Origin of the sequence: Microbacterium aquilitoris (assembly GCF_031932285.1) — a bacterium.
GTDB classification, from domain to species: Bacteria; Actinomycetota; Actinomycetes; order Actinomycetales; family Microbacteriaceae; genus Microbacterium; species Microbacterium aquilitoris.
Genome location: NZ_JAUZVT010000002.1, coordinates 162,115 through 186,458, shown reverse-complemented (window position 1 = coordinate 186,458; position 24,344 = coordinate 162,115). Strand labels below are relative to the sequence as shown.

The following is a 24,344-nucleotide window of genomic DNA, read 5'->3' as shown; positions in this document are numbered from 1 at the left end:
TAGGGTGGAACCCGTGACCGATCAGCCCGACCTGTTCACGACCGCCGGCAAGATCGCCGACCTGCGTGCACGCTATGAAGAAGCCGTCGTCTCCGCCGAGGAGACCGCCCGCACCAAGCAGGGCGCGAAGGGGAAGCTCACCGCCCGCCAGCGGATCGAGCTGCTCGTCGACCCCGGTTCGTTCGTCGAGCTCGACGAATACGTGCGGCACCGCACCACCGCGTTCGGCATGGACCGCTCCCGCCCCTACGGCGACTCGGTCGTGACCGGCACGGGCACGATCCACGGTCGCACCGTCGCGGTGTACTCGCAGGACTTCACGACCTTCGGCGGCTCTCTCGGCGAGGTCGCCGGCGAGAAGATCATCAAGGTCATGGAGCTGGCGCTGCGCAGCGGCATCCCGATCATCGGCATCCTGGACTCGGGCGGCGCCCGCATCCAGGAGGGTGTGGTCGCCCTCGGCAAGTACGGCGAGATCTTCCGCCTGAACACCGCGGCGTCGGGCGTCATCCCGCAGATCTCCCTCATCATGGGCCCGGCCGCCGGCGGCGCCGTCTACTCCCCCGCCCTCACCGACTTCGTCATCATGGTCGACAAGACCAGCCAGATGTTCGTCACCGGCCCCGACGTCATCAAGACCGTCACCGGCGAGGACGTCGGCATGGAGGAGCTCGGCGGTGCGCACACGCACAACACCCGCTCGGGAGTCGCCCACTACCTCGCCGAGGACGAGGACGACGCGATCGATTACGCGCGCACCCTCATCGGCTACCTGCCCGACAACAACATGTCGGATGCCCCCGGTTACGAATCGGGCTTCGAGTTCGAGACCACCGACTCCGACCGGGTGCTGAACACGGTCATCCCGGATTCGGCGAACCAGCCGTACGACATCCACGAGGTCATCTCGCACATCGTCGACGCCGGCGACTTCCTCGAGGTGCAGCCCCTGTTCGCCCCGAACATCGTCATCGGCTTCGGTCGCATCGAGGGACGGACGGTCGGCATCATCGCCAACCAGCCGTCGCAGATGGCCGGCACGCTGAACATCGACGCGGGCGAGAAGGCCAGCCGGTTCGTGCGCTTCTGCGACGCGTTCTCGATCCCGATCCTCACCCTCGTCGACGTCCCCGGCTACCTGCCCGGAACCGACCAGGAGTGGACCGGCGTCATCCGCCGCGGGGCGAAGCTGCTCTACGCCTACGCCGAGGCGACCGTCCCCCTCGTGACGGTGATCCTCCGGAAGGCCTACGGCGGCGCCTACATCGTCATGGGGTCCAAGCAGCTCGGTGCGGACATCAACCTCGCCTGGCCCACGGCGGAGATCGCCGTCATGGGCGGCCAGGGCGCGGTCAACATCCTCTACCGCGGCGAGATCAAGCGCGCGGAAGAGGCCGGCGAGGACGTCGCCGCCGTCCGCACCCGCCTCGCGAACGAGTACACCTACAACGTCGCCTCGCCGTTCCTCGCCGCCGAGCGCGGCGAACTCGACGGCATCATCGAGCCGGCGCAGACCCGCGTCGCCGTCGCGAAGGCGCTCCGCGCCCTCCGCGGCAAGCGCGCGAGCCAGCCGGCCAAGAAGCACGGGAACATCCCGCTGTGAGCCTGCCGGACGACGCCGCGACCGCCGCGCCCCTGCAGGTGCGGCGCGGAGACGCGAGCCCCGAGGAACTCGCCGCGGTGATCGCCGTCGTCAGCGAGTCGCTCGCCCGCGAGGAGCAGACGGCCGTCGTGGACGAACCGACCGTCTCGGCATGGCAGGTGTCGGCTCGCGGCGTCCGAAGCGGCCTCCGCCGCGACGTGCCCTGGGGTCGCTGGGCGGGCTGAGCGGCTGCGGCCGGCTTTGTCCCCCAAAGTACCTACAGACACGCTTTTCGCGACCAGGAAGACTAATACCGCTGGAACGCTTCTGCGTTCTGTCGATCCGTATCCCTCAGAGCGCGGATCGGCATGTGCGGGTCGGTTTTCGGGTAACCACCTGCATGGCGAGGGGCGGGCGGCTTCGCCGCCCCTCGCCTCTTCCCTCACCGGGATATCGGCGCGTCAGCGCATGACTCCGCGTCGCGCGTCAGCGCTCGATGGGCGAACGCGGGTGGGCGATCTCGTGCCAGAGGTCGACGACCTCGTCCCCGTCGGGATCGTCGCGACGACGCGAGCGGCCGACGACCGTGACCGCCACGCGCGGGTGCGGTGACGTGCGGATGTAGATGCGCTCCGACGACGCACCCTTGAGCGCCTCGGCCAGGTCGGCGCGGATGCGGTCGAGCGCGCCCGGGGACACGGCATCCAGCCCGCCCTCGTCGAGCACCGTCACGGTGCTGCCGCGCAGACGCGCCTCCTGGAGCCGCCCCCGGACCGCCTCGTCGAGAAGGCGGGGACCGCGGAGTTCGTCTCGGAGCGATCCCTCGGCCAGGCGCGCGCGTTCGCGCTCCTCCGGCTCGAGGTCGCCTTCGGATTCGATCGTGCGGATGAGGAGCGGCCCCGCGACGGCGAGGGCCTGCTGCACCCGGACACGGCGCTCACGGCGCCTGCCCTCCTGGCTCGCGAGCCACTCGAAGGAACGGCGTTGGATGCCGGTGAGTTCGGCGGTGTCGACCGCCGCCCGATCGACGAGTGCCGTCAGCAGCTGCGCGGCGACGACCCAGACGGCCGCCCCCACGAGGCCCAGCGCGAGCGAGGCGAGGACGCCGATCCACAGCGACGAGGACACGCCGAGGAGCACGACGCCGATCCAGGCGATGAGGGGTCGCCGGCGCACGGTGACGATCGTGAGCAGCGCACCGATGCCGCCGAGACTCCAGGTGGCGAACGGCTCCTGGCGTGCGTTCTCGGCGACGGCCGACCACGTCGCGAGCGGGACGAGGACCGTCGTGGCGAGAACCAGTGCACACAGCCACAGCGGGAGTCCGCCCACGCGCGGCGCGGCACCGCCGGGGGCGGGCTCCACCTGCGGCGCGTCACCGCCCGGCCGTGGGGTGAACCCCCAGAACACGCAGAGCCACGTGGTCACGAGGTACAGCGACAGGGCTGCGATGAACAGGGCGGGCTGCGGCACCGGCGCCGTCCACACGAGCCCGCCCACCGCCAGGTAGGCGGTGAAGACGACCGCCACGATCGACAATCCGGTCTGGACGCGCACGTTCATCGCGTGTACTCCCATCGCAGCTCGACCGCGGTGCCCCGGCGGGTGCTGCGCACGCGCGCCTGCCCTCCGACGGCGGCGACGCGAGCGACGATCGACCCGCTGATCCCGAGGCGATCCTCGGGCACCGCCTGCACGTCGAACCCGTCGCCGGCATCGACGATCCGCACGACGACGCGGCGGTCGTCCGCCGTCACTTCGGCGTGAAGGCCGGCGCCGCCCGCGTGCTCGATCGCGTTGACGACGGCCTGCGCCGCGGCCAGAGCGAGGGCGCGCGCGACACGACCGGGGAGCGGCTGCGCGCGTTGGTCGACCGCGATCCGCACGTCGATGTCGACGTCGTGCTCGGCGGCGGCGGCGCGGATCCCATCGACGATGAACGTCGGCTCGACGGGTTCGTCGGGCCCCTCTTCGGCCTCGCGATCGGCGTTCGCCAGCCTCGTGAGGGCGTCTCGCGCCATCCCGACGGCCAGGTCGCGCTCGCGGGGGGTCGAGGCACGCTCGGCGGCGATGAGGGCGGCCAGCACGCTGTCGTGCATGAGAGCGGCGACGGAGATCCGTTCCTGCTCGACGGCGTCGGCCGCCGCCGCCGCGGCGTAGGAGCGGACGGCATCCTCGCGGGTGCGATCCAACCGCTCCGCCAGCAGCCGCAGCATCCAGCCGATCATGATCATGACGACGGCGAGGATGATGGCGTACACGACCTGACGCGACACCTGGATGACGCTCGTGACGTCGGCGCCGATCTGGATCAGCCGCACGACGCCGTAGAGCACCGGCACCAGCGCGCACCAAAGGTACTGCAGCAGCAGCGGGAACGCCAGGGCCGTCGCCACGGTGGCCACGTTCAGCAGGTACCAGATCCACGGTTCGGCGGTGGCGGATGCCTCGCGGCCCGCCGTCGCGATCGGCCAGCAGATCAGCACGAGGGGGAAGATGATCGCGAACGCCGCGGCGAGCGGCCGGTAGAACCGCCCCGCGACACCGGCGGCGATCATGAGCACGAGGGGTCCGAACGTGACGAACGTGAGGACCAGGTTCCAGCCGTGGTCCTCCTGGGTCGACCCGATCGCGTGGAACAGCGACTGGAGCCCGAGCACCGCGCACCCGACGGCGATGACGAACGCGAGGATGCGCTCGACGCGCTCGCGGGAGAAGAAGGTCGAATCGGGCGGGATCGTCAGCATCCCGGTCGTCGCGACCTCAGCTGCCACCGGAGTCCTCGTCGACCAGGCCGTCCTCCATCGCTCTGCGGAGCAGATCCACCTTCGTCGGGGCGGGACGGCCCACCTCGACGTACTTGACCCGCACGCGGGTGATGTTCTCCTTCGCCGTCGAATAGGCGACCCCGAGCCGTTCCGCGACGGACTTGAGCGGCAGACCCGCGGCGTAGAGACGCAACACGTCGCGCTCGCGTGACGACAGCTGCGCATCGGCGAACGCCCGGTCGCCGTCGATCGCCGACGCCCATTCGACGTTGTCGAGCGACTCGCCACGGGCGACCGTGTCGACGGCGGAGATGACCTCGTCGATCCGGGAAGCCTTGCTCACCACGCCGGCGGCCCCGGCGACCAGCGCCTCGCGCACCGCGGCGGGGCGGTCGGCCACGCTGTGGATGATGACCGGTGACCCGTCGTGGACGAGGCGCCTGACGTTCTCGGTCACGGTGGCCCCGTCGCCGAGGGTGAGATCGAGCACGACGACATCGGCGGGATGCTGCTGCGTGAGGGTCCGCCAGTCGAGGTATGCCGCGACGCTCTCTCCGGAGAAGACGACGCGCATCGTCTCCGTACGACTGCAGGCGGCCTCGAGGCCGAGTCGCACGGATTCGTGGTCGTCGATCAAGGCGACGCGGATCATGCGCTCACCCTATCCGTCAGCGCGTCAGCACGACGATCGCCTCGACGTGATGCGAGTGCGGGAACAGATCGAAGGCCCGCACCGACGGCGTCGTGTAGCCGTGCTCAGCGAAGGTGCCGAGGTCTCGGGCGAGCGCGACCGGGTCGCAGGCGACGTAGACGATCCGCTCCGGCGAGAGGGCCACGAGCCGTTCGACGACGTCCTTTCCCGCGCCGGCGCGCGGCGGGTCGAGGACGACGGTGCCACGCGCGAGACGTGCGCGCTGGGCGGGCGTGGCGGTGTCGACGAGGTGGCCGAGCCAGCGGTCCACCCGCGCGGTCTCGGCGCGCGCGCCGATCCACGCCGCCAGGTTCTCGCCCGCGTGCTCGGTCGCCCGCGAATCGGATTCGACCGAGGTGATCCGGGTGCCGGGGCCGCCCGCATCCGCGACGGATGCCGCGAGGAGCCCGACGCCGCCGTAAAGGTCGAGGTGCCAACCCTCCGGATCCACCGATCCCGCCACGGCATCGGCGACCGCGTCATGCAGGGTTCCCGCGGCGAGGCGATGGACCTGCCAGAAACCACCGGCATCCACCTGGAACTCGCGATCGCCGACCGTCTCGACCACGACCTCGCGGGCCGCGGGGTCGACGGGCCCGGGGCGGCGCGAACGGGTCGACTCGGGCCGGGAGATGACACGCACGCGGCCGTCCGCCGGCTGGACGAGGTCGAGCCGGCCGGGCGAGCCTCCCTGGCGCCTCGCCATGGCGCGGGTGATGCCGGGGGTCGCCAGCGGAAGCTCCTCGACCGGGATGACGCGGTGGCTGCGCGCGGCGAAGGGTCCGATTCGGCCGTCCTCGTCGACGTGCAGGCTCACCCGCGTGCGCCACCCGGTGCCGTCGGAAGACTCCTCGACGACGCGGTCGCCCTTCATCTGCGCCGTCGGCGGCTCGATGGTGACGGGCGCCGAGGAGCCCGCGAAGCGCGCGAGGGCGTCGCGGAGGACCTCGGTCTTCAGCTCGCGCTGGTGGCCGAGAGCGATGTGACCGAAGTCCGCTCCGCCGGGGCGATCCTCGGGCGCCGTCGCGACATCGGCGGGCGTCCACACGTGGGGGCGCCGGTGCGGGGAGGCATCCAGGACCTCGACGGTGTCGCCCCGCCAGAACGACGACTTCTTCGTGTCGGTGAGGGCGACGCGCACGCGTTCTCCGGGAATCGCGTCCGAGACGAAGACGACCCGGTTCTCGTGGCGGGCGACGAAGACGCCGCCGTGCGCGACGGCCGTGATGTCGAGGTCGAGGAGGTCTCCGGGTTGCATCCTCCGATGCTGTCACACCGCTCGCGGCTAGCGTGGTCCGCATGCGCGTCTGCCTCGCCTCCACCTCCCCCGCCCGCCTCATGCTCCTGCGCCAGGTAGGCATCGAACCCGCGACGCGGGCGCCGCAGGTGGACGAGGAAGCGGTGATCGCGACGACCGAGGCGGCGGAGGGCCGGACCCTGCCCCCCGAGGAGCACGTCCTCCTGCTCGCGCGGCGCAAGTCCGCCGACGTCGCGCAGACGCTCGCTGCCGAGGGGTTCGAGGGGCTCGTCATCGGGGGCGACTCGATGTTCGAGCTCGACGGCGAGATCCTCGGCAAGCCGTACACGCCCGAGGCGGCGCGCGCCCGCTGGCAGTCGATGCGCGGACGCACCGGCGTCCTGCACTCGGGACACAGCGTGTTCCTCGTCGGTCCGGAAGGCGCCCTGACCGAGGCGTTCGGGGTGGCCGCGGCATCCGTCTCGTTCGCGGCGGATGTGACGGATGCCGAGATCGACGCGTACGTGGCGACGGGGGAACCCCTGCTGGTGGCCGGTGCCTTCACGGTCGACAGCCTGGGCGGAGCCTTCATCGAGCGCGTCGAAGGAGACCCGTCGACTGTCGTCGGGATGTCGCTGTCGACGCTGCGGCGGCTGGTGCGCGAGCTCGGCGTGGAGTGGACGACGCTGTGGAACACGGCGGGGACAACCCCGGCGTCGCGGAACACGGCGGGGACAACCCCGGGCGTAGTGGACTCCGCCACATGAATCCCGCATGACTTTGTGCGAGTGATCCAAAGAGTCCGGCAGTCACGTGGGTAGGCTCGAAGCCATGCCTGAGAGCGTGAACACTGGAATCTCGAAAGTGCTGATCGCCAATCGTGGCGAGATCGCGGTGCGCATCATCCGCGCCGCACGTGACTCGGGGAAGGCCTCGGTGGCGGTCTACGCCGACCAGGACCGCGACGCGATGCACGCGCGCCTCGCCGACGAGGCCTACGCCCTCGGCGGAGCGACGAGCGCAGAGACGTACCTCTCGATCGAGAAGATCCTCTCGGTCGCCCGCCGCTCCGGCGCCGACGCCGTCCACCCCGGCTACGGCTTCCTGGCCGAGAACGCGGAATTCGCGCGCGCCGTCATCGGTGCGGGCCTCATCTGGATCGGACCGTCGCCCGAGGCGATCGAGGCACTCGGCGACAAGGTCACGGCCCGCCACGTGGCCGAGAAGGTCGGTGCTCCCCTCGCTCCCGGCACGCCCGGCCCCGTCTCCGGTGCGGACGAGGTCGTCGCCTTCGCCCGCGAGTTCGGCATGCCCATCGCCATCAAGGCGGCCTACGGCGGCGGCGGCCGCGGCCTCAAGGTCGCCCGCGAGTTCGACGAGGTCGAGGAACTGTTCGAGTCGGCGACGCGTGAGGCGATCACCGCGTTCGGACGCGGCGAGTGCTTCGTCGAGAAGTACCTCGACAAGCCGCGTCACGTCGAGACGCAGTGCCTGGCGGATGCCGAGGGCAACGTCGTCGTGGTCTCGACGCGCGACTGCTCGCTCCAGCGCCGCCACCAGAAGCTCGTCGAAGAGGCCCCCGCACCCTTCCTCACGGCGGAGCAGAACGAGATCCTCTACTCGGCGTCGAAGGCCATCCTCAAGGAGGTCGGCTACGTCGGCGCGGGAACGTGCGAGTTCCTCATCGGCGCCGACGGCACCATCTCGTTCCTCGAGGTCAACACGCGCCTGCAGGTCGAGCACCCGGTCTCCGAAGAGGTGACCGGGATCGACCTCGTGCGCGAGCAGTTCCGGATCGCCGAAGGCGGCACGCTCGACTACGCCGACCCCGAGCCGGTCGGCCACTCGATCGAGTTCCGCATCAACGGTGAGGACCCGGGCCGCGGCTTCCTGCCCGCCCCCGGCGACATCCACGTCTTCAAGACGTTCGGCGGCCCCGGTGTGCGTCTGGACTCCGGTGTCACCGCCGGCGACAGCGTCTCGGGTGCGTTCGACTCGCTGCTCGGCAAGCTCATCGTCACGGGCCGCACCCGCGAAGAGGCGCTGGAGCGCTCGCGTCGCGCCCTCGACGAGTTCGAGGTCGCCGGGATGCCGACGGTGCTGCCGTTCCACCGCAAGGTCGTGCGCGACCGCGCCTTCACCGGTGAGGACGGCACGTTCGGCGTCTTCACGCGCTGGATCGAGACCGAGTTCGACAACGACATCCCCGCCTGGGACGGCGAGGCAGGACCCTCGGCCGAGCCGGAGGGCCGCCACACGGTCGTCGTGGAGGTCTCGGGCAAGCGTCTCGAGGTCAGCCTCCCCGACCGCCTCTCCCACGCCCCTGCCGCGGTCGGACGCCCCGTCGCCGTGCCCCCGTCGCGGCGCTCGCACGCGTCGTCCGCCGTCTCAGGCGCGAGCGGTGACGCCGTCGCGTCCCCCATGCAGGCGACCGTCGTGAAGATCGCCGTCGAGGAGGGGCAGCAGGTCGTCAAGGGCGATCTCGTCGTCGTCCTCGAGGCCATGAAGATGGAGCAGCCCATCCAGGCGCACAAGGACGGCGTCGTCGGCGCGATCAATGCTCAGGCAGGTGCGACCGTCTCGGCGGGGCACCAGCTGCTCACCATCTCCTGACGGAGTGAGCCCTCGAGGGCCGGAGGCGACCCGATCGGGCCCGCCTCCGGCCCTCAGCTGTAGGTGTCCTCGTCGCGGGCGACCTGGTGCATCGCACGCGTCGCGTCGGTGATGCTGCCGGCCAGCGAGGGGAACACCGCGAAGACACGGGAGAGCTGGTCGACCGTGAGCCGCCGCTCGACGGCGATCGCGATCGGGTAGATCAGCTCGGAGGCGCGCGGAGCGACGATGACACCGCCGATGACGGTCCCCGATCCCTCGCGCGCGATGATCTTCACGAAGCCGTCCTTGACGCCCATCATCTTCGCCCTGGCGTTGGCCGCGAGCGGGAGCTTGTACACGGTGCCGTTGACGGCGCCCGACTCGATGTCGCGCTCCTGGCTACCGACGGTCGCGATCTCGGGTGCGGTGAAGATGTTGGCGGTGACGCGCTCCTTCTTGAGCGGGATGACGGTGTCGCCGAGCGCGTGGAAGACCGCCATCCGCCCCTGCATGGCCGCGACCGAGGCGAGCGGCAGGAACGTCGTGCAGTCGCCGGCTGCGTAGATGTTGGGCACCGAGGTCCGCGCGACGCGGTTGACCTGGATGTGGCCGGAGCCGGTGAGCTGGACCCCGGCATCCTCCAGTCCGATGCCTGCCGTGTTCGGGATCGATCCGACCGCCATGAGGCAGTGGCTCCCCTCGACGGTGCGGCCGTCCGAGAGGGTCGCGACGACGCCGTCCTTCGTGCGCTCGACCTTCTCGGCGCGCGACTTGGAGAGCACCTCCATGCCGCCCCGGGTGAACACCTTCTCGATGACCGCGGCGGCGTCGGAGTCCTCACCCGGGAGGACCTGATCGCGGCTCGAGATCAGCGTGACCTTCGAGCCGAGGTTCATGTACGCGCCGGCGAACTCGGCTCCCGTGACGCCGGACCCGACGACGATGAGGTGCTCGGGAAGGCTCGTCATGTTGTAGAGCTGCGTCCACGTGAGGATGCGCTCCCCGTCGGGCTTGGCGCTGTCGAGCTCGCGGGGCGACGCGCCGACCGAGACGACGAGGGTGTCGGCCTCGACGCGGTCGAAGTCGGTGCCGCCGGGACCGGTCGAGACGACGACGGCGTGCGTGCCGTCGAGGCGGCCGTGGCCCGAGATGATGCGGACGCCCGCGTCCACGAGCTGGGCCCGCTGATCGTCGGACTGCTGGCGGGCGAGGGAGAGGAGTCGCTTGTTGACGGCGCCCAGGTTGATGGCGATCTCGGGCTTGAGCGGCTTGCCGCTGTCGCCGCGGGCGAACAGCTGCACGCCGAGATCCGACGCGCCGCGGATCGCGACGGCGGCGTCCGCCGTGGCGATGAGGGTCTTGGACGGGACGACGTCGGTGATGACGGCGGACCCGCCGATGCCCGCGCGCTCGACGAGCGTCACCTCGGCTCCCAGCTGGGCCGCTGCGAGAGCCGCCTCGTATCCGCCGGGGCCGCCACCGATGATCGCGACACTCTGGGTGGTCTCGAAGCTCACAGACATGTGGATCATTCTTTCAGGCTGACGGGGGTTCGTGCGCCGCGCCGCGGAACGCATCGTGTGGCCGAGCGCGTCGGCGCTTCCTAGAGTGGGAGCATGCACGAGGAGACCCACCCGCTCGACGATCCCGCCATCGACCCGTTCGAGGTCGCTGACACCGCCGCCGCCGACATCGCACGCCTCACCGGTGTGGAACGCCATGACATCGCCCTGACCCTGGGCAGCGGATGGGGGAAGGCCGCCGAGCTCATCGGCGAGACGACCGCGACGCTCGACGCGACGGAGGTCACCGGCTTCAGCAAGCCCGCCCTCGCCGGGCACGTCGGGTCGATCCGCAGCATCCTGACACCCGACGGCAAGCGCGTCCTCGTCATCGGAGCGCGCACCCACTACTACGAGAACCACGGCGTCCGCCGCGTCGTCCACAGCGTGCGGACCGCCGCCGCGACCGGCGCGAAGATCATGGTCCTCACCAACGGCGCCGGCGGGATCAAGACGTCGTGGACGCCGGGACAGCCCGTCCTCATCAGCGACCACATCAACCTCACCGCGGACTCGCCGCTCGAAGGCGCGACCTTCATCGACCTGACCGACCTCTACTCGTCGCGCCTGCGCGATCTCGCGCGCACGATCGATCCGAGCCTCGACGAGGGCGTCTACTGCCAATTCCGCGGGCCGCACTACGAGACCCCGGCCGAGGTCCAGATGGCGAAGGCCATCGGCGGCCACATCGTCGGGATGTCCACGGCCCTCGAGGCGATCGCCGCCCGCCAGGCGGGCATGGAGATCCTCGGCTTCTCGCTCATCACGAACCTGGCCGCCGGCATCCAGTCGACCCCGCTCAGCCACCAGGAGGTCCTCGAGGCCGGGCGCGACGCCGAGCCCGTCATCTCGGATCTGCTGGCCCGCGTGATCGGCGTCCTGTGAGCGAGGGCGTGCTCGAGACCGCCCGTGAGTGGCTCGCGCAGGACCCGGATGAGGCGACCCGGGCGGAGCTCTCCGACCTGATTTCGCGCGCCGAAGGGGGCGACTCCGCCGCGACAGCCGACCTGCACGACCGCTTCGACACCCGCCTCGCCTTCGGCACCGCGGGCCTTCGCGGGGCGCTCGGTGCGGGCTCGAACCGCATGAACCGCGTGCTCGTGAGCCAGGCGGCCGCCGGCTTCGCGGCATACCTCCGTGACCGTGCCGGCGCCGAGACGCCGTCGATCGTCATCGGTTACGACGGACGTCGAAACTCCGACGTGTTCGCCCGCGACAGCGCCGAGATCTTCGCCGGTGCAGGGCTCCGCGCGATCCTCCTCCCCCGCCTCCTGCCGACGCCCGTCCTCGCCTTCGCGGTGCGCCACCTCGGCGCCTCGGCCGGCGTCATGGTCACGGCATCCCACAACCCGCCGGACGACAACGGCTACAAGGTCTACCTCGGCGGTGACGACGACGGCGCGCAGATCGTGTCGCCGGCGGATGCCGAGATCGCGGCGCGCATCGACGAGGTCGCGGCGCGCGCGGACCTCGGATCGATCCCGCGCTCGGACGACTACGAGATCGCCGATGAATCCGTCGTCGAGGCGTACGTCACCGCGACCGCCGTCGTCGCCCCCGCCCCGGCGGGTGCGGCGGGACTCAACTGGGTGTACACGGCGATGCACGGCGTCGGATACGAGACGCTCGCTCGCGTCCTCGAGACCGCCGGTTACCCCGCGCCGACGGTCGTGGCGGCGCAGATCGAGCCGGACGGCCGCTTCCCGACCGTCGCGTTCCCGAATCCCGAAGAGCCCGGCGCGATGGACCTCGCGTTCGAGACCGCCCGGGGCGCGGACGCGGAGCTGATCATCGCGAACGATCCCGACGCCGACCGGCTCGCCGTCGCGATCCCGGATGCCGCGGCCCCCGGCGGCTGGCACCGGTTGACCGGCAACGAAGTGGGGCTGCTGCTCGGCTGGCGTGCCGCCCGCACGGCCACCTCGGGAACCCTCGCGTGCTCGCTCGTCTCGTCGCCCGGTCTGCAGACGATCGCCGAGCACTACGGCCTCGACTTCACGGCGACCCTCACCGGATTCAAGTGGATCTCCCGTGCCCCGGGCCTCGTCTACGGCTTCGAGGAGGCGCTCGGCTACCTCGTCAACCCGGGCACGGTCCGCGACAAGGACGGCATCTCGGCGACGGTCGCGATCCTCGGCCTCGTCGCGGAGGCCCGCGAGGAGGGCAGGACGCTCGGCGACCTGCTCGACGAGTCCGCGGCGACCTTCGGACATTTCGCGAGCGGCCAGGTCTCGCTCCGTGTCGACGACGTCTCGGTGATCGGCCGGATCATGACGGCCCTGCGCGCGGCGCCCCCGGCATCCATCGGCTCGGTCGCCGTGGAGCGCATGGAGGACCTGCTCACGGCGCCCGAGGGCTCGCCGCGCGGCGACGTCCTGCGCCTCTGGCTCGAGGACGGGTCGCGCGTCATCGTGCGCCCGAGCGGCACCGAGCCGAAGCTGAAGGCCTACCTCGACGTACGCGGCGAGTCCGCCGAGGATGCCGCTGCGCGCCTGAGCGGGGTCGACGCCGGTGTGCGCGCCGTGCTGGATGCGGCGCAGGCATGACGACCGCACTGACCGAACCGGTCACCCTCCGACACGGCCGGGTCGAGCTCGTGCCGCTCGACCCCTCGCACGCGGATGCGCTGGCATCGGCACGCGACGGGCTCGAGTACGCCTGGTACACGGCGATCCCGGCATCCGTCCCCGATGAGATCACGCGGCGCCTCGCCGAGCGGGACGCGGGCCGGATGAATCCCTTCACGGTCGTCGTCGACGGTCGCCCGCAGGGCATGACGACGTTCTGCGACATCGACGCCGAGAACCGGCGCGTCGAGATCGGATACACGTGGCTGTCACGCGACGTGCAGCGCACCGAGGTGAACACGACGGCGAAGCGGCTGCTGCTCGGCCACGCGTTCGAGGCGTGCGACGCGATCGCGGTCGAGTTCCGGACCTCGTGGCACAACCGGCAGTCCCGAGCGGCGATCGAACGGCTCGGCGCCCGTCAGGACGGCGTGCTCCGCAACCACCGCATCGGACCGGGTGGGACGATGCGCGACACCGTGGTGTACTCGATCCTCCCCCACGAGTGGCCGGGTGTCCGGATGGGACTCGACGCGCGCCTCGTGGGCTGATCAGCCGTCGACGACCGCGACGAGCTCGTCGAGGAAGCCGGCGAAGCTCGTGCCGCGGCGGAGGATCCGCTGCACGCTGTCGCGCTCGCTGAACACCTCGACGAATTGCTCGAACACCGTCTGGAACGCCTCGCGGTCCGACTCCGAGAACGCCACCATCGCGACGACCTGCACTCGCCCGTCGCCCCAGCGGATCGACGGGTCGGCGAGGCCCACGGCGATCGCCGTCCGCGTCGCGGTCATGCCGATCGCGTGCGGGACGGCGAGCGCATCGGTGAACGCGGTCGACGAGATGCGCTCCCGCTCGAGCGTGCGATCGACGTAGTCCTCGGTGATGACACCCTGGGCGGCCAGGAGCCCGCCGAGACCGCGGATGACCGTCTCCTCGTCGGCGTCGGCGGGCAGCCGTGAGACGAACGCATCGGGCGAGAAATAGCGCTCGAGCTCGGCGCGGAGCCCCGCGAGGCGTCGCGCCCGGCGGGCACGTGCCGCGGCCTGCTGCACGCGCTCGACGTCGGGCTCGGTGAGGAACGGCTGGATCCGCACGAGCCGGTCGGAGGGCGTGGGGGGATCGATCGTGGTCAGCACCAGGTCGGTGTCGAGCCCTGACCAATCGGGATCGACGCGCGTCTCGACCGCGACGACCTCGATCTCGCGACCGAGGGCGCGATCGATGCTCGTGCGCAGCAGCTCGTGCATCTCGTAGTAGCCCGGGCAGACGAGCGTCGCCGTCAGCAGACGAGCGGACTGACGCGAGCGCTCCAGTCGGCCGCCGACGTGCATCGCGATGTACGCGATCTCGTCCTCGTGGAGCGGCGCGCCGACGACGACGCGGAGCTGCTCGGCCATGAAGACCGCCACGTCGAAGATCATCGGGTAGCTCGACTTCAGCGACCGGGTGAGGGCGTTGCGCGACCACGCCCGATCCTGGGCGCGCTGCCGCAGGTTCTGGACGTGCAACGCGAGCCTCAGGATGAAATCGTCGTGGTCGATGTCGACGAGGAACTCGGATGCCGCTCGCGCGACGACCGCTCGCACGGCCTCCTCGACGTCGGCATCCAGTCGGTCTCGGATGACCGCGTCGGGCTCCGCGGCACCCGGAGCGACGACGCGGGTCTGCACGAGCGCGGCCAGGTGGTCCCGGTCGCCGTCGCCGAGGTGGACGCCCAAGTGGGTCACGGCGAGCCGATCGAGCAGATCGGCGATCTCGCCGCGCGCCGCCGAGTCCCCGACCGGCTCGCCGTCGAGCCCGCGGCCGCGACCGACGCGGTCGGCGGCGATCGCGATGTGCATCATCACGTCGCCGATGCCGAACTCGTTCACGAGGTAGCCGAGTTCCCCGAGACCGTCGACCAGCTCGGCTTTGAACGCACCCAGGGCGGAGGTCTCGGCGGTGCTCTCGCCGAGGGCACGTCGGAGTGCCCGCAGATCGAAGGCGCCCTGCTCCATCTCGTCGTGGACGAGACGGCTGAGCAACCGGCGTTGGGCCATCTCGGTCCCCGACAGCCGCACGCGTTCGGCGGACCGTTCCAGCGTGAGCTGCGTGCCGCTCAGGAGCGCGCGCACCCGGCCGAGGTCCGCCTCGAGCGTCGCTTCGCTCACGTGGAAGTGCTGCGCCGCGTCGTAGACGTCGATTCCCGCGGGCGCGTCGAGCAGGTCGCGGACGAGTCGGTGCAGGCGATCCCGCGGTGTCTCCTCTGCGACCGTCCGCAGCGCCCCTGGGGCTCCGGGCCCCGGGCGGTAACCGGAAGGACCCGACTCGATCGCGTCGCCGCCGGGGACGCGGGCGTTGAGCGCCGCGACGTAGGAGCGGATGCTGCGGGGCGTGACCCCCACGACGTCGGCGAGCTCGCCGGCCGTCCGCCACGCGGCATCCCGGATCAGGAGCGCCATGACCTGGTCCTGTCTCGCCCGGCTCACCCGTCCAGTCAACCACCTGTGCGACCAGGGGGTTTCCTCCCCCGCGGAAGAACGGCTGGTTGTCGCTTCCTGTGAGTCGGATGAGAATGGCGGAGAGACAAGGAGGCGGATCGATGAAGATCCTCGTCGTCTGCGGCGCCGGTGCGTCGAGCACGTTCGTCGCCCAGCGTCTGCGGCACGCCGCACAGCGCGAAGGCAGGGACCTGTTCGTCCGCGCCGGAGTGCCCGGCATGGTCGCCACGGAGGCCGACGCCGGCGACGTGGTGCTCGTGGGTCCGCACCTCGCCTCCGCCCTCCCCGACATCGAACGGGATGCCGCCACCCGACAGGCGCGCACCGTGCTGCTGCCGGAGGACGTCTTCGACGACCGTGACGGAATCCGCACGCTCGCCCTGGTGAACGCCGCGACAGCGGCAGACCGCAGTGAAAGGACCCCGCGATGAGCGCACCGGCCAGCCGGACCGTGAGGATCGGCTCCTCCAACGGCCTGCACGCCCGCCCCGCGAAGATGTTCGCGCGGGCCGCGAAGGATTCCGGCATCCCCGTCACGATCTCGAAGGGATCCGGCGGAGCGGTCAACGCCGCCAGCATCCTCAGCGTGATCTCGCTCGGTGCTGAGAACGGCGACTACGTGACGCTCACCGCAGACGGCGCGAACGCCGAAGGGGTGCTCGACGCCCTCACCGAACTTCTGACCACCGACCACGACGCCTGAGGGACACATGACTGAGCTTCGAGGAGTAGGAATCGGCCTGGGCGTGAGCCACGGCCCCATCGCGCGGATGGCGGAGCCGCTGCCCGCGCCGAAGGACGAGAAGAGCGCACGGAGCGCGGACGAGGAGACCGCGCGCGTCCGTGCCGCGATCGAGGCGGTCGCGCGCGAGCTGGAGCAGCGCGGCGAGACCGCGGGAGGTGCCGCGCAGGAGGTCCTCGAGGCGCAGGCCATGATGGCCGAGGACCCGGCGCTCGAAGAAGAGGTCACCAACCGCATCGGCGCCGGCAAGACCGCCGAGTTCGCCGTCTTCGATGCTTTCGCGTCGTTCCGCGACACGCTCTCCGCGATGGGCGGCTACCTCGGCGAGCGCGCCGCCGACCTCGACGACGTCGCACAGCGCGTGATCGCGCACCTGCGCGGCGTCGCCGCTCCCGGAGTGCCCGACCCGGGGCATCCGTTCGTCCTCGTCGCGAAGGACCTCGCTCCCGCCGATACCGCGCTCCTCGACCTCGACAAGGTCCTCGCGCTCGTGACGACCGAGGGCGGCCCGACGTCGCACACCGCGATCCTCGCCCGCGAGAAGTCCATCGTCGCCGTCGTCGGCGTCCGCGGTGCGGCCGGTCTCGCCGAGGGCGAGACGGTCGTCGTCGACGCCGCGGCCGGTGTCGTCACGACCCAGCCGACCGACGACGACATCGCCCAGGCGGAGCGCCGCGAGGCCGATCGCGCCGCCGCGGCGGACGCGCCTGTCACCCCGGGGGCGCTCGCGGACGGTACCGCGGTGCCGCTGCTCGCGAACCTCGGCAAGCCGCAGGACGCCGCGAAGGCCGTCGAGCTCGGCGCCGAGGGTGTGGGCCTTTTCCGCACGGAGTTCCTCTTCCTGAGCTCGTCGCAGGCGCCGACCGTCGAGGAGCAGACGAAGGCGTACACCGAGCTGCTGCAGGCGTTCCCCGGCAAGAAGGTCGTCGTCCGGGCGCTGGATGCCGGCGCCGACAAGCCGCTCGCCTTCCTGAACGACGCGCACGAGGAGAACCCGGCCCTCGGACTCCGCGGCCTCCGCGCCCTCCGCGCCAGCGAGGACATCCTGCGCGAGCAGCTCACCGCCCTCGCCAACGCGGACGCCGCCACCGAAGCCGACCTCTGGGTCATGGCACCGATGGTGTCGACCGTCGAGGAGACCGAGTACTTCGTCACGCTCGCGAAGGAGTACGGCATCAAGACCGCAGGCGTCATGGTCGAGGTCCCCTCCTCGGCTCTGCTGGCCGACAAGGTCCTCGCCCACGCCGATTTCGCCTCCATCGGGACCAACGACCTGACGCAGTACACGCTGGCGGCCGACCGCCTGCTGGGTTCGGTCTCCTCGTTCCAGGACCCGTGGCATCCCGCCGTCCTGCAGCTCGTCAAGGCGACGGGCGACGGCGGACGCGTCACCGGCAAGCCGATCGGCATCTGCGGCGAGGCGGCGGCCGACCCGCTGCTCGCCGTCGTCCTCGTCGGCCTCGGCGCAACGACGCTTTCCATGGCACCGACGGCGCTCGCAGACGTGCGCGCCACCCTCTTGCACCACAGCCTCGACGACGCCAAGCGCATCGCCGGAGCAGCCCTCGCCGCATCCGATGCGGCATCCGCCCGAGCCGCGGCCCAGGAAGCCGCAGCACAGCACACCGCCGCATGAACCGCGGCACACAAAAGGAGACACAGCACATGTCAACGGCGACAACAGCCACACGCGGCGCAAGCCGCGCACGCGTCGGCGTGCAGCGATTCGGAACGTTCCTGTCGGGCATGATCATGCCCAACATCGCAGCGTTCATCGCATGGGGCTTCATCACGATGCTCTTCATTCCCGACGGGTTCTTCGGCGCCAACAGCCCCTTCGGCTGGCACTGGTTCCCGGTCGCGGAGATCCTCGGCGGCGGCGGCGACGTCTCCGCAATCGGGTGGGAGGGTGCACGCACCGCGCTGACCGCAAGCGACAACGGCACTTACACGGGCTACGTCGGCATCGTCGGGGCGATGGTGACCTACCTTCTGCCCCTTCTGATCGCGAACACCGCCGGCCGCATGGTCTACGACGCCCGCGGTGGTGTTGTGGCGACGATCGCCGTCATGGGTGTCATCGTCGGCACCGACCAGCCGATGTTCCTCGGCGCCATGATCATGGGCCCGCTCGCCGCGTGGGTCACGAAGCAGATGGACAAGCTGTGGGACGGCAAGATCAAGCCCGGCTTCGAGATGCTCGTCAACAACTTCTCGGCGGGCATCCTCGGCATGCTCCTCGCGATCTTCGGCTTCTTCGCATTCGGTCCCCTCATGCTCGGAATCGGCCGACTGCTCGGCGGGATCGTCGACTGGCTCGTGTCGCTCAGCCTGCTGCCGCTGCTGTCGATCTTCGTCGAGCCGGCGAAGGTGCTCTTCCTCAACAACGCCATCAACCACGGTGTGTTCACGCCGCTGGCTCTCCAGCAGGTTGAGGATGCCGGTAAGTCGATCCTCTTCCTCATCGAAGCGAACCCCGGCCCGGGCCTCGGCCTGCTGCTCGCGTTCACGTTCTTCGGCGTCGGACAGGCGAAGGCATCCGCACCGGGCGCCGCGATCATCCAGTTCGTCGGCGGCATCCACGAGATCTACTTCCCGTACGCGCTGAGCAAGCCCGCCACGATCCTCGCGCTGATCGCCGGTGGCGCAAGCGGTGTGACCGTCAACATGCTGTTCAACGGCGGACTCCAGTTCCCCGCCGCTCCCGGCAGCATCATCGCGGTCACGGCCGCGGCGATCGGTGCCGGCGTGCCGAACCTGCTCGTCGTCTACGCATCCGTCGTCGTCGCAGCCGTCGTCACGTTCCTCATCACCGCTGTCATCCTGCGGGCGTCCCGCAAGCGCGACCTCGCTGCCGAGGGTGACACCTTCGACGCCGCGATCGCGCAGACGGAGGCCAACAAGGGCAAGTCCTCGTCCGCGATGGACGCCCTCCGCGGCTCGGGTACGGCGACAGCCGCCGCATCCGCCCCCGCCGGCACCGCCGTCGCCGAGCGCGAGATCACGAACGTCGTGTTCGCCTGCGACGCCGGCATGGGCTCGTCCGCGATGGGCGCGAGCGTGCTCCGCAACAAGTTCAAGAAGGCGGGCGTGGAGGGCGTCACGGTCACCAACAAGGCGATCGCGAACCTCGACCCGTCGGCCGACCTGGTCATCACGCAGCAGCAGCTGACCGACCGCGCGCGTGGAGTCACCCCCGACTCCCTGCACGTCTCGGTCGACAACTTCATGAACTCGCCGAAGTACGACGAGGTCGTCGAGATGGTGCGTCGCCAGCGCGGCGACGTCTGATGCACGCCGCTGCGGGGTCGGGAACAATGGTCCCGACCCCGCAGCATCCTTTTTCCCACCCCCTCAGAAGGAGAACGTCATGGCTCGCGAAGTCCTCACCCTCGGCCAGATCCGCATCCACTCCGGCTCCGTCAGCCAGGAACAGGCCATGAAGGAGGCCGCCGACATCCTCGAGGCCGCCGGCGCCGTGACGAGCGCCTACTTCGACGCGATGCAGCAGCGCGAGGTCGCTGTCTCGACCTACATGGGCAACGAGCTCGCGATCCCCCACGGAACGAACGAAACCAAGGAGGCGATCCTCGACTCCGCACTCTCGTTCGTCCGCTACGACGGCGGCGTCGACTGGGGCGGCGAGCACGTGTCGTTCGTCGTCGGCATCGCCGGCAAGGGCGACGAGCACCTCGAGATCCTGTCGCAGATCGCCCTCCTGTTCTCCGAGGACGAGGAGGTCGCGAAGCTCAAGGCCGCGCAGACGCCCGAGGAGCTCTACCAGCTGCTCGCCACGGTGAACAACGCATGAAGGCCGTCCACTTCGGCGCCGGAAACATCGGCCGCGGCTTCGTCGGACTGCTCTTGCACGAGGGCGGGTACGAGCTCGTCTTCTCGGACGTCGCCCCGACCCTCGTCGAGACCATCAACGCGGCATCCGAGTACACGGTCCACGAGGTCGGGCCGGGCGGAGGCGACAAGACCGTCACCGGCTTCCGGGCGATCAACAGCCAGGCCGACCCGGATGCCGTCGCCGACGAGGTCGCTGCGGCCGACGTCGTGACGACCGCCGTGGGACCCAACATCCTGCCGTTCGTCGCACCGCACATCCTCGAGGGACTCGCCCGTCGCTCCGCCGACGCGAAGCCGCTGCAGGTCATGGCGTGCGAGAACGCGATCGGCGCGACCGACACCCTCCGCGGCGAGATCGAGAAGCTCGCCGGTGATGCGTGGGGCGATCTCTCCACGCGCGCCGTGTTCGCCAACACCGCCGTCGACCGCATCGTCCCCGGCCAGCCCGAGGGCGCAGGCGTCGACGTGACGGTCGAGCCGTTCTTCGAGTGGGCCATCGAGCGCGGACCGTTCGGCGACGACCTGCCGAACATCCCCGGCGCGCACTTCGTCGACGACCTCGCCCCCTACATCGAGCGGAAGCTCTTCACGGTCAACACCGGCCACGCCGCCACCGCCTACTTCGGTGCCGCCGCGGGGATCACCCGGATCTCGGACGCCCTGGCGGACCCCGGCATCCGGGGCAAGGTCGAGCAGGCACTCGAGGAGACCTCCGCGTTCCTCGCGGCCGCGCACGGGCTCGACCCCGCCGAGCTCGCCGAGTACCGCGCGACGATCCTCGAGCGGTTCTCCAACGAGGCCCTGCCCGACACCGTGCAGCGCGTCGGCCGTCAGCCGCTGCGCAAGCTGTCGCGTCACGAGCGCTTCGTCGGCCCCGCCTCGGCGGCCGCCGAGCGCGGTCTCGGCGTCGACGGACTCATCGCCGCGATCGCCGCCGCACTGCGGTTCGAGGACGCTGCAGACCCGCAGGCCGTCGAGTTGCAGGAGCGCATCCGAACCGAGGATGCCGCGGCCTTCACGGCATCCGTCACAGGTCTCGAGCCTGCCCACCCCCTGTTCGCACGCATCCAGGAGCAGGTCGCCCAGCGGCAGACCGAGCTCGGCCTCTACAGCGCGTGAGCGCGTCGAAGCGGCCCCGCTCCCGGGCACGGCGCATCGTCTGGATCGTGCTGCTGTCCGTGGCGGGGCTGCTCGTCGCCGGCATCCTCGGCATCGTCATCTGGAGCCAGGTCGGCGTCATGGGCGCCGAGGCCGGCCCGCTCGCCTCAGTGCGCGAGGACGACCGGATCGCCGTGTCCGACACCGGCGGCAACGTCGTGATGTCGCCGTCCTCCGGAGAGAGCACCGTCGGGCTCGTCTTCATCCCCGGGGCGAAGGTGGACGCCGAGTCGTACGAGGCGAAGCTCGCGGGGCTCGTCGCGGAGGACGGGATGACGGTCGTCATCACCCGCCCGTGGCTGAACCTCGCTTTCTTCGACCCCCGGCCGCTGTCGACGTTCACCGATGCCGCGCCCGACGTCGACACCTGGCTCGTCGGCGGCCACTCCCTCGGCGGGGTGCGCGCCTGTCAGCTCGCACCGGATGCCGACGGCCTCGTGCTCTTCGCCTCGTACTGCGCGAACGACCTGTCCGGTTCCGGGCTTCCCGTGCTGAGCATCTCGGGCTCCGAGGACGGGCTTTCCACCCCCGAGAAGATCCAGGATGCCCGCGGCATGCTGCCCGCCGACGCCGAGTTCGTCGAGATCCCCGGCGCCTCGCACGCCTCCTTCGGCGACTACGGCCCGCAGGCCGGCGACGGCACCCCCACGATCGACGACCCCGCCATGGCGGCCGAGATCACGGCATCCGTCGCGGAGCTCCTCCCCCGCCTCTGACTCGCGGTCGAAGTCCCACTCTGGCCACAGCCGCGGAGGAGCCCGGCTCCCACAGCCCGCACCCATCAACCTCCGCCGCCGCGCTGACTAGCCACAACCGCGGAGAATTCGCGGCTGCCCGCGGTTTCTCACCCTTGAGAGGCCGCCCTGGGGCGGATTTCCTCTGACAGTGCCGCAGGGCGGGCCCGCGAGGGGCAGGCCGGCAACCCCGCCCGGCGAAGGACCTCCTCGGACAGTGCCAACGCCGGTTCCTCCCCGGCGGACCAGATCGTCGCGCTCCTCCCCTATCCAGCGCGCGGGCGGAGAAGGCGGGCACCAAACGGACACCCTCAGGCGCATGTCCGTTCACACGCTCCCGTCCCCTGCCCTCTCACGGCGACAACTCAGCGATGCCGGCCTCCGACGTCGCGACATCGACCGTGCCGTCGCCTCCGGGCGGCTCGTCCGCGTTCGCCGAGACCGGTACCTCCGGGGAGACGCTCACCCCGATCTGATCCGAGCGGCTCGATCCGGTGACCGCCTCGATTGCGTCTCGCTGCTGCGAATGCTCGGCGTGTACGTCCTCTCGGAGACTCGCCTCCACGTCCAGGTCGAGCCGCACCGCAGCAGTCTCCCGCCGGCCTCACCGGACGTCGTCCGGCATTGGCGACCCGCTTCGCTGCCGGTGAGCGCCACATCGGTCGATATCGTCAGCGCGGTCGTGGCGGCCGTCCGGTGCCAGGAACCGCGCGCGGCCGTCGCCACCCTCGACAGTGCATGGCGTCTGGGTCTCATCGACGAGGTCACGATCGCGGAGATCTTCCGCCGGCTGCCGCACCGGCACCGCAGCCTTCGGACCCTCATCGATCGGTCGGCCGAGTCCGGTCCCGAGACCCTGATGCGGCTGATCCTCCGCTCACTCGGTTGTCGATTCGAGACGCAGGTGAGCATCACGACGGTCGGGCGGGTCGACTTCGTCGTCGAAGGATGGCTGATCATCGAATGCGACAGCCGTGCTCACCACGAGGGGTGGGAGGCGCAGAAGCGCGACCGGCGGCGCGACCTCGCGGCCGCCGCGCTCGGATACACCACGGTCCGCCCGCTTGCGGAGGACATCCAGTACCACCGCGACCACGTCCGCCTGTCGATCAGCCGCGCGCTTGAGCGGCACTGACCGAGGAGAAACTGAGGCCGCCGCGCTCGTCAGGCACCGGATCGCCGCCCGGAGTGCGAAAACTCCGCGGACAGCGCCACCGAGCCCGGGGACGGTCCATGGCGACGCCCCCGTCAGGCCGAGAAGCCCTCGCCGATGAGCTCGATGAGCTCCTCGCGCTCCTCGATCGTGAGGAAGGCCGCCGCCGCAGCGTTCAGCTGGAAGGCCTCGAGGTCGTCGAGCGTGTACTCGAACGCGTCGGCGAGGAGCTTGAGCTCGCGGGTCAGCGAGGTGCGGCTCATGGTGCGGTTGTCGACGTTCACGGTGACGGCGAAGCCGAGCTGGTACAGCAGGTCGAAGGGGTGATCCTCGAGCTGCGTTCCCCACGCCGCGATCGCGCCGGTCTGCAGGTTCGACGAGGGCGACAGTTCGAGGGGGATCTCGCGGTCGCGGACCCAGCGCGCCAGGTCGCCGAAGCGGACCTGCACCTCCTCGCCCTTCTCCGCGACGACGTCGAGGTCCTCGGCGATGCGCACACCGTGTCCGAGGCGCAGTGCCCGCCCGTCGATCAGCGCGGAGCGGATCGAATCGAGCCCCGCGGCCTCACCGGCGTGCACCGTGGCGGGGAAGAAGGCGGATGCCAGGTAGTCGAACGCCGGGCGCAGGTTCGACGGCGGGAAGCCCGCCTCCGGACCGGCGATGTCGAACCCGACGGCGCCGCGACCGCGGTGGCGGACGGCGAGCTCGGCGATCTCGAGCGACCGGTCGGTGTGACGCATGGCGGTGATGAGCTGGCCGACACGGATGTCGCGGCCCGATCCCTCGACCGAGTCCTCGCCCTCCTCGATGCCCTCCTGCACGGCTTCCACGACCTCGTCGAGGCTCAGGCCGCCGCCCAGGTGCTGCTCGGGCGCCCAGCGCACCTCGCCGTAGATGACGCCGTCGGCTGCGAGGTCCTCGACGAACTCCTTCGCGACGCGGCGCAGCCCGTCACGGGTCTGCATGACCGCGATGGTCAGGTCGAACGTCTTCAGGTACTCGACGAGCGAGCCCGAATCGGACTGGTCCTCGAACCAGTCGGCGAGGTCGTCGGCCGCGGCTTCGGGAACCTCGACGCCCGCCTCGTCGGCGAGCTCGATGATCGTCTGCGGCCGGAGCGCGCCGTCGAGGTGGTCGTGCAGCGACACCTTGGGGAGCGAGCGGATCGAGACGCCCTCGAGGTTCGCGTCACCGTGCTGATCGATGGCCATTGTGCAGTC

Annotated in this window: 23 protein-coding genes; 15 read left to right on the top strand and 8 right to left on the bottom strand. The window is 70.7% G+C overall.

Annotated features, from left to right (window positions below):
* The first annotated feature begins 4 nt into the window (after nt 1-4).
* Both Q9S78_RS07660 and Q9S78_RS07655 read left to right on the top strand, forming a co-directional pair.
* Nucleotides 5-1,603: an acyl-CoA carboxylase subunit beta gene (locus Q9S78_RS07660; RefSeq protein WP_116228596.1), complete on the top strand. Its 1,599-nt coding sequence runs from the start codon at nt 5-7 to the stop codon at nt 1,601-1,603.
* Complete coding sequence (locus Q9S78_RS07655; protein WP_020096736.1) at nt 1,600-1,827, top strand: acyl-CoA carboxylase subunit epsilon; 228 nt, start codon at nt 1,600-1,602, stop codon at nt 1,825-1,827. The genes Q9S78_RS07660 and Q9S78_RS07655 overlap by 4 nt, the downstream gene beginning before the upstream one ends.
* 241 nt (nt 1,828-2,068) lie before the next feature.
* Here Q9S78_RS07655 and Q9S78_RS07650 read toward each other — a convergent pair whose 3' ends face one another.
* The 4 genes from Q9S78_RS07650 to Q9S78_RS07635 are packed head-to-tail and all read right to left on the bottom strand — an operon-like array spanning nt 2,069 to nt 6,299.
* Nucleotides 2,069-3,145, bottom strand: coding sequence for a phosphatidylglycerol lysyltransferase domain-containing protein (locus Q9S78_RS07650; protein ID WP_020096735.1), 1,077 nt, complete (start codon nt 3,143-3,145; stop codon nt 2,069-2,071).
* Nucleotides 3,142-4,356, bottom strand: coding sequence for an ATP-binding protein (locus Q9S78_RS07645; protein ID WP_018188758.1), 1,215 nt, complete (start codon nt 4,354-4,356; stop codon nt 3,142-3,144). Before Q9S78_RS07645 ends, Q9S78_RS07650 begins: the two co-directional genes overlap by 4 nt.
* Nucleotides 4,346-5,002 carry a response regulator transcription factor gene (locus Q9S78_RS07640; RefSeq protein WP_018188759.1) on the bottom strand — a complete coding sequence of 219 codons (657 nt, stop codon included), beginning with the start codon at nt 5,000-5,002 and terminating at the stop codon, nt 4,346-4,348. The genes Q9S78_RS07645 and Q9S78_RS07640 overlap by 11 nt, the downstream gene beginning before the upstream one ends.
* A gap of 16 nt (nt 5,003-5,018) precedes the next feature.
* Nucleotides 5,019-6,299 carry a class I SAM-dependent RNA methyltransferase gene (locus tag Q9S78_RS07635; protein ID WP_311869901.1) on the bottom strand — a complete coding sequence of 427 codons (1,281 nt, stop codon included), beginning with the start codon at nt 6,297-6,299 and terminating at the stop codon, nt 5,019-5,021.
* Nucleotides 6,300-6,340: 41 nt separating this feature from the next.
* On the opposite strand from Q9S78_RS07635, the gene Q9S78_RS07630 reads away from it, so the two are divergent.
* Nucleotides 6,341-7,045 carry a Maf family protein gene (locus Q9S78_RS07630; protein ID WP_311869899.1) on the top strand — a complete coding sequence of 235 codons (705 nt, stop codon included), beginning with the start codon at nt 6,341-6,343 and terminating at the stop codon, nt 7,043-7,045.
* A 64-nt stretch (nt 7,046-7,109) separates the two neighbouring features.
* Nucleotides 7,110-8,891 (top strand): acetyl/propionyl/methylcrotonyl-CoA carboxylase subunit alpha, encoded by a 1,782-nt coding sequence (locus tag Q9S78_RS07625; protein ID WP_028497343.1) that lies wholly within the window; start codon nt 7,110-7,112, stop codon nt 8,889-8,891.
* Nucleotides 8,892-8,944: 53 nt separating this feature from the next.
* Here Q9S78_RS07625 and Q9S78_RS07620 read toward each other — a convergent pair whose 3' ends face one another.
* Complete coding sequence (locus Q9S78_RS07620) at nt 8,945-10,405, bottom strand: NAD(P)H-quinone dehydrogenase (protein WP_018188763.1); 1,461 nt, start codon at nt 10,403-10,405, stop codon at nt 8,945-8,947.
* 84 nt (nt 10,406-10,489) lie between these two features.
* Here Q9S78_RS07620 and Q9S78_RS07615 point away from each other — a divergent pair, with 84 nt between their 5' ends.
* Genes Q9S78_RS07615 through Q9S78_RS07605 form a run of 3 tightly spaced genes read left to right on the top strand, consistent with a single transcriptional unit; the run spans nt 10,490 to nt 13,553 of the window.
* The gene (locus Q9S78_RS07615; protein WP_018188764.1) at nt 10,490-11,320 is read left to right on the top strand and encodes a purine-nucleoside phosphorylase; all 831 of its coding nucleotides are present in this window, start codon (nt 10,490-10,492) and stop codon (nt 11,318-11,320) included.
* The gene (locus tag Q9S78_RS07610) at nt 11,317-12,981 is read left to right on the top strand and encodes a phospho-sugar mutase (RefSeq protein WP_311869897.1); all 1,665 of its coding nucleotides are present in this window, start codon (nt 11,317-11,319) and stop codon (nt 12,979-12,981) included. The genes Q9S78_RS07615 and Q9S78_RS07610 overlap by 4 nt, the downstream gene beginning before the upstream one ends.
* On the top strand, nt 12,978-13,553 hold the full coding sequence (locus Q9S78_RS07605) for a GNAT family N-acetyltransferase (RefSeq protein WP_020096729.1): 576 nt from the start codon (nt 12,978-12,980) through the stop codon (nt 13,551-13,553). The genes Q9S78_RS07610 and Q9S78_RS07605 overlap by 4 nt, the downstream gene beginning before the upstream one ends.
* Here Q9S78_RS07605 and Q9S78_RS07600 read toward each other — a convergent pair whose 3' ends face one another.
* Nucleotides 13,554-15,446, bottom strand: a complete 1,893-nt coding sequence (locus Q9S78_RS07600; RefSeq protein WP_311870677.1) for a BglG family transcription antiterminator — start codon at nt 15,444-15,446, stop codon at nt 13,554-13,556.
* A gap of 140 nt (nt 15,447-15,586) precedes the next feature.
* Between Q9S78_RS07600 and Q9S78_RS07595 the strand changes: the two genes are divergently transcribed.
* The 7 genes from Q9S78_RS07595 to Q9S78_RS07565 all read left to right on the top strand — a co-directional run bounded on the left by Q9S78_RS07595 (nt 15,587) and on the right by Q9S78_RS07565 (nt 21,953).
* Nucleotides 15,587-15,916 carry a PTS sugar transporter subunit IIB gene (locus Q9S78_RS07595; protein ID WP_018188768.1) on the top strand — a complete coding sequence of 110 codons (330 nt, stop codon included), beginning with the start codon at nt 15,587-15,589 and terminating at the stop codon, nt 15,914-15,916.
* Entirely contained in the window at nt 15,913-16,188 is a 276-nt protein-coding gene (locus tag Q9S78_RS07590; RefSeq protein ID WP_311869892.1) for an HPr family phosphocarrier protein, read from the top strand. Before Q9S78_RS07595 ends, Q9S78_RS07590 begins: the two co-directional genes overlap by 4 nt.
* A gap of 7 nt (nt 16,189-16,195) precedes the next feature.
* Nucleotides 16,196-17,863, top strand: coding sequence for a phosphoenolpyruvate--protein phosphotransferase (gene ptsP, locus Q9S78_RS07585; RefSeq protein WP_311869891.1), 1,668 nt, complete (start codon nt 16,196-16,198; stop codon nt 17,861-17,863).
* 29 nt (nt 17,864-17,892) lie between these two features.
* Complete coding sequence (locus Q9S78_RS07580; RefSeq protein ID WP_026303048.1) at nt 17,893-19,518, top strand: PTS mannitol transporter subunit IIBC; 1,626 nt, start codon at nt 17,893-17,895, stop codon at nt 19,516-19,518.
* A gap of 79 nt (nt 19,519-19,597) precedes the next feature.
* A complete protein-coding gene (locus tag Q9S78_RS07575; protein ID WP_018188772.1) occupies nt 19,598-20,038 on the top strand; it encodes a PTS mannitol transporter subunit IIA in 441 nt (146 codons plus the stop codon).
* Nucleotides 20,035-21,198, top strand: coding sequence for a mannitol-1-phosphate 5-dehydrogenase (locus Q9S78_RS07570; RefSeq protein WP_311857664.1), 1,164 nt, complete (start codon nt 20,035-20,037; stop codon nt 21,196-21,198). Before Q9S78_RS07575 ends, Q9S78_RS07570 begins: the two co-directional genes overlap by 4 nt.
* Nucleotides 21,195-21,953: an alpha/beta hydrolase gene (locus Q9S78_RS07565; RefSeq protein ID WP_311869890.1), complete on the top strand. Its 759-nt coding sequence runs from the start codon at nt 21,195-21,197 to the stop codon at nt 21,951-21,953. The genes Q9S78_RS07570 and Q9S78_RS07565 overlap by 4 nt, the downstream gene beginning before the upstream one ends.
* Nucleotides 21,954-22,323: 370 nt before the next feature.
* Here Q9S78_RS07565 and Q9S78_RS07560 read toward each other — a convergent pair whose 3' ends face one another.
* Nucleotides 22,324-22,554, bottom strand: coding sequence for a hypothetical protein (locus Q9S78_RS07560; RefSeq protein WP_020096723.1), 231 nt, complete (start codon nt 22,552-22,554; stop codon nt 22,324-22,326).
* Nucleotides 22,555-22,617: 63 nt separating this feature from the next.
* On the opposite strand from Q9S78_RS07560, the gene Q9S78_RS07555 reads away from it, so the two are divergent.
* Entirely contained in the window at nt 22,618-23,106 is a 489-nt protein-coding gene (locus Q9S78_RS07555) for an endonuclease domain-containing protein (protein WP_020096722.1), read from the top strand.
* Between the two features lie 113 nt (nt 23,107-23,219).
* Here Q9S78_RS07555 and Q9S78_RS07550 read toward each other — a convergent pair whose 3' ends face one another.
* Entirely contained in the window at nt 23,220-24,335 is a 1,116-nt protein-coding gene (locus tag Q9S78_RS07550) for an adenosine deaminase (protein WP_018188776.1), read from the bottom strand.
* Nucleotides 24,336-24,344 lie beyond the last annotated feature (9 nt).